General features: G+C 54.3%; 10 protein-coding genes. 8 read left to right on the forward strand and 2 right to left on the reverse strand.

Features of this window, described 5'->3' with window-relative positions:
* Positions 1-22: 22 nt before the first annotated feature.
* Positions 23-1426 carry an MFS transporter gene (locus G604_RS0106385; protein WP_028909849.1) on the forward strand — a complete coding sequence of 468 codons (1404 nt, stop codon included), beginning with the start codon at positions 23-25 and terminating at the stop codon, positions 1424-1426.
* A gap of 128 nt (positions 1427-1554) precedes the next feature.
* Here G604_RS0106385 and G604_RS15510 read toward each other — a convergent pair whose 3' ends face one another.
* Positions 1555-3207, reverse strand: a complete 1653-nt coding sequence (locus G604_RS15510) for a GH25 family lysozyme (protein ID WP_231376072.1) — start codon at positions 3205-3207, stop codon at positions 1555-1557.
* Positions 3208-3298: 91 nt separating this feature from the next.
* Here G604_RS15510 and G604_RS0106395 point away from each other — a divergent pair, with 91 nt between their 5' ends.
* Entirely contained in the window at positions 3299-3763 is a 465-nt protein-coding gene (locus tag G604_RS0106395) for a MaoC family dehydratase (protein WP_028909851.1), read from the forward strand.
* Between the two features lie 3 nt (positions 3764-3766).
* Positions 3767-4993, forward strand: a complete 1227-nt coding sequence (serB, locus tag G604_RS0106400) for a phosphoserine phosphatase SerB (protein WP_028909852.1) — start codon at positions 3767-3769, stop codon at positions 4991-4993.
* A 103-nt stretch (positions 4994-5096) separates the two neighbouring features.
* Here serB and G604_RS13715 read toward each other — a convergent pair whose 3' ends face one another.
* Positions 5097-6215, reverse strand: coding sequence for a transglycosylase SLT domain-containing protein (locus tag G604_RS13715; RefSeq protein WP_196801096.1), 1119 nt, complete (start codon positions 6213-6215; stop codon positions 5097-5099).
* A gap of 94 nt (positions 6216-6309) precedes the next feature.
* On the opposite strand from G604_RS13715, the gene hisG reads away from it, so the two are divergent.
* The 5 genes from hisG to G604_RS0106430 all read left to right on the forward strand — a co-directional run bounded on the left by hisG (position 6310) and on the right by G604_RS0106430 (position 13369).
* Positions 6310-7161 (forward strand): ATP phosphoribosyltransferase, encoded by an 852-nt coding sequence (hisG, locus tag G604_RS0106410; protein ID WP_028909853.1) that lies wholly within the window; start codon positions 6310-6312, stop codon positions 7159-7161.
* Positions 7162-7164: 3 nt separating this feature from the next.
* Positions 7165-8448, forward strand: a complete 1284-nt coding sequence (gene hisD / locus G604_RS0106415; RefSeq protein ID WP_028909854.1) for a histidinol dehydrogenase — start codon at positions 7165-7167, stop codon at positions 8446-8448.
* A 67-nt stretch (positions 8449-8515) separates the two neighbouring features.
* The gene (gene hisC, locus G604_RS0106420) at positions 8516-9553 is read left to right on the forward strand and encodes a histidinol-phosphate transaminase (RefSeq protein WP_028909855.1); all 1038 of its coding nucleotides are present in this window, start codon (positions 8516-8518) and stop codon (positions 9551-9553) included.
* Positions 9554-9814: 261 nt separating this feature from the next.
* A complete protein-coding gene (locus G604_RS0106425; protein WP_028909856.1) occupies positions 9815-11911 on the forward strand; it encodes a protein-disulfide reductase DsbD family protein in 2097 nt (698 codons plus the stop codon).
* Between the two features lie 171 nt (positions 11912-12082).
* Positions 12083-13369: a serine dehydratase subunit alpha family protein gene (locus G604_RS0106430; RefSeq protein WP_028909857.1), complete on the forward strand. Its 1287-nt coding sequence runs from the start codon at positions 12083-12085 to the stop codon at positions 13367-13369.
* Positions 13370-13376 lie beyond the last annotated feature (7 nt).

A 13376-nucleotide genomic window follows, 5' to 3' on the forward strand; every position in this document is an offset into this window, starting at 1 on the left:
ACAAATACGAGAAATAAATATTATGACTGAGAAAATTCAACACTTGCTGAGCGACAGCAAGGGAGCGCGGTGGACCGCGCTCTTCATCGTAGCCTTCACCATGATGATGGGCTACTTCATCACCGATGTGATGTCTCCTCTGGAGAGTCTGATAGAGACAAGCCGCGCCGCCGGCGGCCTCGGATGGACCTCCACAGATTATGGTTTCTTCTCCGGCAGCTATGGCCTGATCAACGTGTTCCTCTTTATGCTCTTCTTCGGAGGTATCATCCTCGACAAGATGGGCATCCGCTTCACGGGTATCCTGGCCTGCGCCCTGATGGTCATCGGTGTATGCATCAAGTTCTTCGGTGTCAGCCATGACTTCGGCGACAGCCATTTCTATATGAACATCCTGATTTACAAGGGCAATATCCCGATGTCGGCAGCCGTGGCCTCCCTGGGCTTCGCCATCTTCGGTACAGGCTGCGAGATCTGCGGTATCACAGTATCGAAGATCATCACGAAATGGTTCACGGGACATGAGCTGGCCCTTGCCATGGGTATCCAGGTGGCTCTCGCCCGTCTCGGCACGGCAGGCGCCCTCATGGGGTCTCTGCCTTTCGCCAAGGCCTTCGGCGGAAAGGTCAGCGCTCCCGTCTGCCTCGGCATGGTGCTACTGATCATCGGCTTCCTGGCCTTCTGCGTCTACTGCGTCATGGACAAGCGCCTCGACAAGAGTATCGCTGAAGCCAAGGGTGAGACGCTGAAGCAGGAGGAAGCTGACGAGGAGAAGAAAGACGAGGATGAGGAATTCCATTTCCGTGACCTCGCCCTGATCTTTACCAATCCCGGCTTCTGGTGCATTTGTCTGCTGTGCCTGCTCTTCTACAGCGGCGTGTTCCCGTTCCTGAAGTTCGCCACGAAACTGATGATCGCTAACTACGGCGTGAACGAGAATGTCGCCGGTATCATCCCGGGCCTTATCCCCTTCGGCACGATTCTGCTGACACCGCTCTTCGGCTCTCTCTATGACAAGATCGGAAAAGGCGCTACCCTGATGCTCATCGGCTCAACAATGCTCGCCGCCATCCACTTCATCTTCGCCATCCATATCCTCCCTTATGGCTGGTTTGCCGTGATCATCATGATCCTCCTCGGCGTGGCCTTCTCCCTAGTACCCTCCGCCATGTGGCCGAGTGTGCCGAAGATCATCCCGATGAAGCTCCTCGGAAGTGCCTATGCCATCATCTTCTATATCCAGAACATCGGTCTGAGTCTCGTGCCGATGTGGATAGGAAAGCTCAACAGTGTCGATCCGACATACACAACGAGTATGAGTGTCTTCTGCACTTTCGGCGTCATTGCCGTCGTCCTCAGTCTCCTCCTCATCATTATTGACAAGAAGAAGCACTACGGACTGCAGGAGGCAAACATCAAGAAATAAAAGAAGCCTCACCCAGCCACTAAAAAAGACAGAGTAACAGATTATACATATCTTTGCAGAATATGTAGAATTTGTTACTTTGTCTTTTATTTTATCCTTGTCTTGACGGAACATGATAAATCATGTCCCTACTTATTTCCCATTGCCCACCGTTCAAATTCGTTTCGATAGCCATTGAAGACGTTGATGTCAGTATGACCGACAATGCCACGAACATGACCGTCTGGACTCAGCTGCCAGATAACCAATCGGATATCAGGCTTATACTGCCCATAACGGGCGATCCATACAGGATAGTTATGTTTGAGATCCGGCGCACGGTCAAGATAACGGTTAACGAAGATCTGACTGATATATAGGATCGGCCGCTTGCCCGTGTGATTCTCTACGATGCGCAGCCAGGTACGGATCTCCCGGAACATGGCGGCCACACCGCCCATCTTACGGATCTGACTCGGCAACGGTTCTACATCGAGGACCGGCGGCAGGTCATTGGCCGATACATGGCTATGACGAAGGAAAAACATAGCCTGCTGATAGCCTGATGAACGTGTGGTGAAATAATGATAGGTGCCAATCTTATAGCCGTGCGCCTTCGCAGCCTTGTAGTCACGAGCATAATAAGGATTGAAGACGGTACGGCCCTCCGTGTTCTTGATGAAGATGAAGGAGATGGGATAGTCAATGGTGCCATGCACCTCCTTCTGACTCATACTCCCCAACGACGTGATGCGCAGATGGGCCCAGTCGATGGCATAGCGTTTCTTGTGCATGATATGCTGGTATTTGGAGATATCAATGCCATAGATACGATCTTTGTTGTAAACGAGACGTTCACCCTGATAGCTATCCTCTTTCCATTCCCCGACACGCATGGCCTTACCGGGACGGAGGGAGAATCCGAAACCGTTGCGCTTGCCGTGACGCCACTGCCCGTCGTAGTAGCTGCCGTCTTTCTCCTTCAGACAACCGTAGCCGTCATAACGTCCAAGACTGTCGACCTCGCCACTGTAGATATTCCCCAGGCTGTCGGGGAAGAGGCTCCAATCGATATCGAGGGGACGGGAACGGTAGAAGAAAGAGGCCAACAGACGAGCCACGAGTCTCGGACGTCCGATGGCACGGAAGGGCATGTGGACTGACTGCAACAGGACATAGCCTTGGTGGATCGACGGCAGAACCTTCAGGCGTTCCTTACCATAATAATAATGGCAATTGTAACGGATGGTTAGTTTACTCTTTTTGTTCGTATGATGACAGACAGAGTCATAGATAAGTTTCAGACTGTCATATTTCGTTCTCGTCACCGTATAGAGGTCGGCGACGGTGGAGAAGCCCTCGTCACGGACGCTGTGGACCCGCAGATAATAACGCATCTCATCGAGCATCCCGTCTTCATCCTTGAGGAGTTTTTCTATGGAGTCATTCTTCTCCTCCAGCCATTGGCGGAGATCAATACCACGGAAGCGGTACTTCCTCGCCTTCGTATCGTCGATGACAAGAATCCGACCGAAGGAACTCGGCACGAGGGTGAAACGATCCTCCCAACAACCGTCGAGTGCCGTCGTGTCAGGATCAAAATCGATGATCTTCTTCCCGTCGGCATAGAGGGAATAAGAAGTGGCACGACGGATGCTGACACGGTAATTGCTGAGGTCATTCTGATTGATATGCTGACGACTGACGAGACAGTACCATGCCGTAACGGCCAAGAGGGAGACGACGAGGACAAGGGCAAGCCGCAAGGCCAGTCTGCGATGTGTAATAATCCAATTTCTCATAATTCGTCGCAAAGTTAGCAAGTTTTTATGAAAAGCGTTCATGATCTCAGTTTTATTTTTTACCTTTGCACTATCATTTTTCAAAAACATCATGGAACAATTAGTAATCAATAGTTACGAAGAGTTTGCCACGTACGAGGGCAAGGAGTTAGGAACGAGTGAATGGCTGCAGGTGGACCAGGCGCGCATCAACGCCTTTGCCGACGCCACGCTGGATCACCAGTGGATCCATGTCGACGTGGAGCGTGCGAAGAAGGAGAGTCCTTACAAGAGCACCATCGCCCACGGCTACCTCACCCTTAGTCTGTTGCCGCATTTCTGGGGACAGATCCTCAAGGTCAACAATGTCTCGATGATGGTCAACTACGGCATGGACAAGATGCGCTTCGGCAAGCCCGTCCTCGTCGGTTCCCGTGTACGCCTCGTCACGAAGCTCGCCAGCATTGAGAACCTCCGCGGTATCTGCAAGGCAGGCATTGATTTCAAGATAGAGATAGAAGGGGAGCGGAAGCCGGCTTTGCAGGGCTTGGCCACGTTCCTGTATTATTTCAAATAAATTATGCGGAAGGAACAGATTCTCATCTCCATCACGGGACAGGACCGTCCGGGTCTGACAGCCTCGTTCATGGAGATCTTTGCCCGTCATGACGCGAATATTCTCGATATCGGCCAGGCCGATATCCATTCCACACTCTCCCTCGGTGTCTTGATCCGTGTGGAGGAGCGTCAAAGCGGGCAGGTCATGAAAGAATGTCTCTTCAAAGCCAACGAGCTCAGCGTGAACATCAGTTTCCAGGCTGTCTCCGACGATGCTTATGAGGACTGGGTCGGCCAACAGGGTAAGAACCGCTATATCCTTACCGTCATGGGACGTACACTCACCGCCTCACAGATTGCCGGTGCCACGAAGATCATCGCCTCACAAGGACTGAACATCGACTCTATCCTCCGTCTGACAGGTCGTGTGAGTATCCGCCATCCCGAAGAGAACAAGCGACGGTCGTGCATCGAGCTCTCCCTTCGTGGTGAGCCCGAGGACCGTGCGAAGATGCAGGGGGAACTCATGCGGATGTCAAAGGAGAACGCCATCGACTTTTCTTTCCAAAAAGATGATATGTACCGTCGCATGCGTCGCCTGATCTGTTTCGATATGGACTCCACGCTCATCCAGACGGAGTGTATTGACGAACTCGCCGAGCGTGCCGGTGTCGGTGATCAGGTGAAGGCCATCACGGCGAGTGCCATGCGTGGTGAGATCGATTTCAAGGAGAGTTTCACACGCCGCGTGGCCCTGCTCAAAGGTCTCGATGTCAGTGTGATGAAAGATATCGCCGAACATCTGCCGATCACGGAGGGTACAGACCGTCTGATGGCCGTACTGAAACGCTGCGGCTATAAGATCGCCATCCTCAGTGGCGGCTTCACCTATTTCGGGGAATATCTCCGCAAGCGCTACAGCATCGACTATGTCTATGCCAACGAGCTCGAGATCGGTGACGACGGGAAACTCACGGGACGGTATGTCGGTGAGATCGTCGACGGACATCGTAAAGCCGAGCTGCTGAAACTCATCGCTCAGGTGGAACATGTAAACCTCGCACAGACGATCGCCGTCGGTGATGGTGCCAACGACCTGCCGATGATCTCTGAGGCCGGCCTTGGTATAGCCTTCCATGCCAAGCCCCGTGTCGTCGCCAATGCCGAACAGAGCATCAACACCCTCGGTCTCGACGCCATCCTCTATTTCCTCGGGTTCAAAGACAGCTATCTCGGGGATCAAGGATAAGATAAAAGTAAAAAAGTAAAGAAGTAAAAAAGTAAAGCTCCACAAGGGATATCTCCCTATGTTTACTTTTTTACTTCTTTACTTTTTTACTTCTTTACTTTTATTACATCCCCCTGTATTGCATCCACCGTTGCCGGATGCGCTCAACATAATCTACGGTCTCACGGCCACGCATATAACCATGCTTGACGACGGGATCCTGATAGAACTCGGGAATACTCAACTTAAGAACAAACTCACTGACGTCAGCCCATGAGCCGGGATTACGGCCATATTTCCGCGCCAGCGCCATGGCATCACGGATATGCCAGTAGCCACCGTTATAACAGGCCAGGGCGAAGAAGACACGCTGGGATGGATCAACATCGGCAAACTTCCCCTGCAGCTCCGCCATGAAACGGGCGGCTGCGGCGATATTCGACTGCGGGTCATGGATCATCTCCATCGGTAACCCCAGATGGGCCGCTGTGGCCGGCATGATCTGCATCAGTCCCATGGCACCGGCCCAAGAATGGGCATTAGGATCGAAACAACTCTCCTGATAGCACTGCGCCGCCAGCAGCTTCCAGTCGACGCCGGCCATCGGGGAATACATACGGAAATAGGTATCATAACGGGAGATCAGCCCACGGCCGGCATTGAGGATCGGCGCATAGACATGACGGACGACACCGCCCGTAGAGAGGATGAACTTCTCCTCCGCCTTCACCTTCGACACCAGATCGGGGGTGAACCAATGGTCAAGGGCCTCGGCAAGTTCTCCACTGCCTTTTTTTACAGCCCACTGCAACGTACCTTCCGACATCGTGGCACCACAGAACAGCAGTCCACCGATACCTTTTTCCCTGCCATGCCTGGGCAACGGCACACCAATGATGTCGCCCTCGCCATCCTCGAGCTTACGGATCATCTCTGTCGTGTCTGCACAGACCTCCACGCGAAGGGAGACACCAAGACTCTTGGCAAACCGCTCACCGAGCATATACTGCAGACCCATGCCACGACCATGATAATCATAATAGGTATCGGGACCGGAGAGCGTGAGCATGATGATCTCACCATTACTGATGAGGTCGTCAAGGGAGAAATGATCCGAGGGCGACACCACCTGGGTACCATCCGTATTCAGTGTCGTACCCCATGGCGTCGTGATCTTCTCCTTTTTTGATGTACAAGAAGAGAGGAGAAAAATTGCAAATATTATCGATAAATATTCTTTCATCATGTTTTTACCGCACAAAATTACAAAAAATGTTGCATATATCAACGAAAACGAGTAATTTTGCAATGATTTTATTTAACAAACCAAGTTTTTTATGTTAAGAATTGCAGTCCAGTCAAAAGGTCGGCTTTTTGACGACACGATGAATCTGCTCTCAGAAGCAGACATCAAGGTGAGCTCCAGCAAGCGCACGCTCCTCGTTCAGTCTTCCAACTTCCCACTGGAGGTGCTCTATCTCCGGGATGATGATATCCCTCAGAGCGTCGCCAACGGCGTTGCCGATATCGGTATCGTCGGTGAGAATGAGTTTGTTGAGCGACACGAGCATGCCCAGGTGATCTCACGTCTGGGCTTCAGCAAGTGTCGTCTCTCCCTGGCCATCCCCAAGGAAATCGAATACAACGGTCTTCAGTGGTTTGAGGGTAAGAAAGTGGCTACCTCCTATCCGTATATCCTCGACAACTTCATGAAGAAAAACGGCATCAACACCGATATCCATGTCATCACGGGCTCCGTGGAGATCAGTCCGGGCATCGGCCTGGCCGACGGTATCTTCGATATCGTCTCCAGTGGCTCCACCCTGATCAGCAACAACCTCAAGGAGGTGGAAGTGGTGATGAAGAGTGAGGCCGTCCTCATCGGCAACTGGAACATGGATGAGGAGAAGCACAAGGTGCTCAACGAGATGCTCTTCCGCTTTGAGGCCGTCCGCAGCGCTCAGGACAAAAAATATGTCATGATGAACGCCCCGAAGGATAAGGTCAAGGAGATCACGGATGTGCTGCCGGGTATCAAGAGTCCGACGATCATCCCCTTGGCCGACGAGAAATGGTGCTCCATCCATACCGTCCTCGACGAGAAGCGGTTCTGGGAGATTATTGGTAAACTGAAAGAGCTCGGCGCACAGGGTATCCTCGTCACGCCGATCGAGAAAATGATTCTGTAAACTATGCACATACTCAAATACCCCGCAAGGGAGGAATGGGAGAAGATCGTGGAGCGTCCGCACCTCGATGTCTCCCAGCTCAACGCCACCGTCAAAGGCGTCCTCGATGATGTGCGCGCCCATGGTGATGATGCCGTGAAGCGCTACGAGGAGAAATTTGACCATGTCAGTCTCCAGAGCCTCGCCGTCACCGACGAGGAGATTCAGGAGGCCCTCCATGAGGTGTCTCCGCAGTTGCTGCAGTCGTTGCGGCTGGCCCACAGCAATATTGAGAAGTTCCACCGTTCCGAGGTCTTCCACGGCGAGAAGGTAGAGACCTGCCGCGGTGTCGTCTGCTGGCAGAAGGCCGTCGCCATCGAGAAAGTCGGCCTCTATATCCCCGGCGGTACGGCACCCCTCTTCTCCACCGTCCTCATGCTCGCCACCCCTGCGAAGATCGCGGGCTGTAAGGAGATCGTCCTCTGTACCCCACCAAACAAGGAAGGCAAGGTAAATCCCGCCATCCTCGCCGCTGCCTCCATCGCCGGCGTGAGCAAGATCTTCAAGGCCGGTGGCGTCCAGGCCATCGGTGCCATGGCTTATGGTACGGAATCCGTGCCGAAGGTCTATAAGGTCTTCGGCCCCGGCAACCAGTTTGTCATGGCTGCCAAGCAACAGGTCAGCCTCCATGATGTCGCCATCGATATGCCCGCCGGTCCTTCCGAGGTCTGTGTCATCGCCGACGAGACGAGCTATCCCGTCTTCGTTGCCGCCGATCTCCTCTCTCAGGCTGAGCATGGTGTCGACTCTCAGGTGTTCCTCATCACGACCTCCGAGGAAATGCTCTCGAAAGTGAAGGAAGAGGTGGAGCGCCAGCTGCCGCAGCTGCCGCGCCATGAGATTGCCGCAAAGACACTGGAGAACTCGCAGTTCGTCCTTGTCCACGACACGCAGGAGGCTATCGACCTGAGCAACAGCTATGCACCCGAGCATCTCATCATCGCCACAAAGGACTATGAGGATCTCGCTGCCAAGGTCGTCAATGCCGGCAGCGTCTTCCTCGGCAGATATGCCTGTGAGAGTGCCGGCGATTATGCCAGTGGCACAAACCACACGCTCCCCACACACCGCTATGCCCTCGCCTACAACGGCGTAAACCTCGACAGTTATGTCCGGAAGGTCACCTTCCAGCATCTCTCCGAAGATGGCATCCGCTCCATTGGCAATGCTGTGGTCTGTATGGCGGAAAACGAACAGCTCGAGGCCCATGCCAACGCCATGCGCCTGCGCCTGAAGAGCCTGAAATAACCAACATCCCATTGCAGAGGCCGTCCCTTGTGGTAGCTCCCTGTAATGGGGTTAATTTCCCAATGATATGAAGAATCTGCAAGAATTGGTAAGGCCGAACATCTGGCGGCTGGCACCCTACTCCTCTGCCCGTGATGAATACAGCGGCCATGAGGCGCACGTGTTCCTCGACGCCAATGAGAATCCTTATAACCAACCCTATAACCGCTACCCCGATCCCCTGCAGCGTGATCTGAAGGCACGCCTCAGTGAAGTCAAGGGGGTACCGGCGGAGAATATCTTCCTTGGCAACGGTAGTGACGAGGCCATCGACCTCCCCTACCGCGTGTTCTGTCGGCCGGGCATCGATAATGTCGTAGCCATCGAGCCGACCTATGGCATGTATAAGGTCTGTGCTGACATCAATGACGTGGAATACCGGCCCGTCCTCCTCGACGACCATTATCAGATCACCGCCGACAAGCTCCTCGCTGCCTGCGACGACCACACGAAGGTCATCTGGATCTGTTCGCCGAACAACCCTACGGGAAATCTCATCAACCGTGAAGCCATCCTCGATGTCATCAAGCGCTTCCAGGGTATCGTCATCGTCGACGAGGCCTATATCGACTTCGCAAAAGAAACGGAATCCCTACGGAAAACCATCCTCGACCATCCGAATCTCGTCGTCCTCAACACGATGAGCAAGGCCTGGGGCTGCGCCGCCATCCGCCTCGGTATGGCTTTCGCGTCAAAGGAGATCATCGCATTATATAATAAGGTGAAATATCCCTATAATGTCAACCTCCTCACACAACAGCAGGCCATGGAAGCGCTGAAAGACCCATACCAAGTGGACAAATGGATCAGCATCATCCTCCAGGAACGGACACGTGTCATGGAGGCCTTCGCCGATCTGCCCTTCGTGCAGGAGGTCTTCCCCACTGATGCCAACTTCTTCCTCACCCGTATGGACGACGCTCAGGGAGTCTACGACTATCTCGTTGCCAAGGGCATTATCGTCCGCAACCGCTCCCGTGTGCGCCTCTGCGGTAATTGTCTGCGTATCACCATCGGCAAACGCAGTGAGAACCAGGAACTCCTCGCCGCGCTGAGAAACATGTAAAGCCCCACCCCTTCCCCAAAGGGGAGGGGAAAAAATGTCTATTCCACTAATAGGGCTTGCCCGTTGTGTGCTTGCGCTTTGCAAGCACAAGGAGGCGGAACATCATAAATAGTATCCCTACATTGATAATTTCTGTTAAACCTAGTACCTTCTTTCGCATAAAAAACGTATTTTTCTTAGATAATGCAATCTAATCAACAAAAAAGTTGTAATTTTGCAATCAATTACTTAGAGAAGAGAAAAAAAATACGTATTAGCAAAATGAAAAGATTACTTTCCTTTCTTCTGGTCATGATGATGACCCTCTTGGCCAGCGCTCAGATGCTTCAACCCGTGAAGTTCTCCTCACAACTGAAGACCAACGGCAGCGCTGAAGCTGAGATCATCTTTACAGGTAGTATCAAGCCCGGATGGCATGTCTACTCCACCGGACTGGGCAATGACGGCCCCACCTCCGCCACGCTCACCGTCAACAAGCTCGATGGTGTCACCCTCGTCGGCAAACTGCAGCCACGCGGCCATGAGATCTCCACCTTTGATAAGATCTTCGGCATGAAACTGCGCTATTTCGAGCATAACGTGACCTTCGTACAGAAAGTGAGGTTCACCAAACCCAATTATCATATCGACGCTTACCTCACCTACGGTGCCTGCAATGATGAGAACTGTATGCCACCGTCGGACGTGACGATCAACAAGTCGGGCAAGAGCCCGAAAGTCGACGGTGCCGCCGCTGCTGACGCCACGATGCCCAACGGCTCCGATGCCGCCCTCGCTGCTGCCGCCGGTGACCCACAGGCCCAGGCCCTTCTGGCCAAAGCCAAGGCCGACTCGTTGGCAGCCTTGAAGACTGACAGTGCCGCCCGCGTTGACAGTGCTGCCACAGCCTCCCTCTCCAAGGCTGATGAGGACCAACTGTGGAAGCCCGTCATCGACCAGCTGAAAGCTTATGGTGGCAACAGCAACATGGCCGGCCACGGCATCCTCTACCTTTTCGTCATGGGTTTCCTTGGCGGTCTCCTCGCCCTCGTCATGCCGTGTATCTGGCCGATCATCCCGATGACGGTGTCTTTCTTCCTCAAGCGGTCGAAAGACAACAAGGGCAAGGGCGTACGTGACGCTATCACCTACGGCATCTCCATCATCGTCATCTTCCTTGCCCTGGGCATCATCGTCACGGCCTGCTTCGGCTCCTCAGCCCTCAACGCCCTGGCTACGAGTGCCGGATTCAACATCTTCCTGTTCCTCCTCCTCGTCGTCTTCGCCCTCTCCTTCTTCGGATGGTTCGAGATCAAACTCCCCGACAGTTGGGGCAACAAGGTCGACAGCAAGGCCTCCCAGGCCACGGGATTCCTTTCCATCTTCCTCATGGCCTTCACCCTCGTCCTCGTCTCCTTCTCTTGTACAGCGCCCATCGTCGGCCTGCTTCTCGTGGAGACGCTGACCTCCGGCAACTGGCTCGGCCCGGCCGTCGGCATGTTTGGTTTCGCTCTCGCCCTGGCCATCCCCTTCTCCCTCTTCGCCATGTTCCCCACACTGATGAAGAAGAGTCCGAAGAGCGGCTCGTGGATGACACAAATCAAGGTCGTCCTCGGCTTCGTCGAGCTCGCCTTCTCGCTGAAGTTCCTCTCTGTAGCCGACCTCGCCTACGGCTGGCATATCCTCGACCGTGAGACCTTCCTCTGCCTCTGGATCGTCATCTTCCTCGCCCTCGGCTGCTACCTCGTGGGCTGGCTGAAATTCCGCGCCGACGAGATCGGCGGCGACATCAACCATCCGATGCCCGTGCCCGCCATCATGCTCGGCCTCTGCTCCATCGCCTTCGCCATCTATATGGTCCCCGGCCTCTGGGGCGCTCCCTGTAAGGCCGTCAGCGCCTTCGCCCCGCCAATGAACACCCAAGACTTCAACCTCAACACGAAGACCGTCCAGGCCCAGTATACGAACTATGAGGAGGGAATGGCTGCCGCCAAGGCCCAGGGCAAGCCGGTATTGCTCGACTTCACGGGCTTCGGCTGCGTCAACTGCCGTAAGATGGAGGCTGCCGTATGGACTGATCCACGCGTCGCCGAAAAGCTGACAAAGGACTATGTCCTCATCTCTCTCTTCGTCGATGACAAGACACCGCTGGCTAAGCCGATGGTTGTCAACGACAACGGTCAGCAGCGCACGCTGCGCACCATCGGTGACAAGTGGAGCTACCTCCAGAGTCATAAGTTCGGTGCCAACGCCCAGCCGTTCTATGTCGCCGTAGACAACGAGGGCAATCCCCTCACCGCCTCCCGTTCCTATAAGGAGGACATCAACGACTACCTCGACTTCCTCAACGCCGGACTGGAGAAATACCGCAACAAATAATCCCTTTGCAGGGGCCGTCCCTTGTGGCGGCCCGTCGGAGGTACGCCGAATACATTAATTTTTCCATAAAGAATGCCCTGACGGGCATCGGGCCGCCACAAGGGACGGCCCCTGCAATTGGATCAAGTCGGGACGATTCATCATAATCCGCCCGACACAACAAATAATTCTATGCTAGACCAAAATACGAGAAAAAAGATTATCAGCCTCATCCACCGGGAAGTCGTCCCGGCGGTGGGGTGTACCGAGCCCATGGCCGTGGCCCTCTGTACGGCCCGTGCCACGGAACTCCTCGGGGGCCGGCCGGAGAAGATCACGGTATGGCTCAGTGGAAACATGCTGAAGAATGCGATGGGGGTCGGCATCCCCGGCACGGGGATGATCGGTCTGCCCATCGCCGTCGCCCTCGGCGCTCTCATCGGCAAGTCAGAATACCAGCTCGAGGTCATCAAGGACCTCACGCCCGACAGCCTCGAAGACGGCAAGAGCTATATCCGTACGAACCCCATCTCCATCCAGCTCAAAGACACCACTGAGAAACTCTATATCGAGGTTCAGGTACAGGCTGGCAGCCATGAGGCCACAACGATCATCCAAGGCGCGCATACGAACTTCGTCATGGAGGAGAAAGACGGGAAAGTCGCCTTCGACAAGCGCCGGGAACAGCACGGTGGCGAGGCCGATGACGAGATCTCTCTGAACCTCCGCATGGTATGGGACTTCGCCATAACGACACCCCTCGATGAGATCTACTTCATCCTCACCACGAAAGACTATAACCTCAAAGCCGCCGCAGAGAGTATAAAACACAACTACGGCCACTGCCTCGGCAAGACCATGGACCGTCCGCTGGCCCACGGCATCTTCGGCAACAGTATCTTCTCACAGATCATCTCGAAAACGGCCTCAGCCTGCGATGCCCGTATGGGTGGCGCCATGATCCCCGTGATGAGCAACAGCGGATCGGGTAACCAGGGTATCTGTGCCACGAACCCCGTCGCCGTCTATGCCATCGAGAACGAGAATACCGAGGAGGAGCTCATCCGCGCCCTCACGCTGAGCCACCTCACGGCAATCTATATCAAGCAGAGCCTCGGACGCCTCAGTGCCCTCTGTGGTTGCGTCGTGGCGAGCATCGGCAGTAGTTGCGGCATCACCTACCTTATGGGTGGCGACTACACCCATGTCTGCTATGCCGTGAAGAACATGATCGCGAACCTCACGGGAATGATCTGTGACGGTGCTAAACCGAGTTGTTCGCTGAAGATCTGCTCGGGTGTCAGCACAGCCCTCCTCTCCGCCCTCCTGGCCATGGAAGGGAAGCATGTCACGGCCGCCGAGGGCATCATCGACGAGGATGTCGACCAGAGCATCCACAACCTCACCGACATCGGCAAGGAAGCCATGTGCTCCACCGACGATATGGTTCTCAACATCATGACCCATAAAGGGTGCTGATATACCC

Source organism: Prevotella sp. AGR2160 (assembly GCF_000424185.1).
In the GTDB taxonomy this organism is placed as follows: Bacteria; Bacteroidota; Bacteroidia; order Bacteroidales; family Bacteroidaceae; genus Prevotella.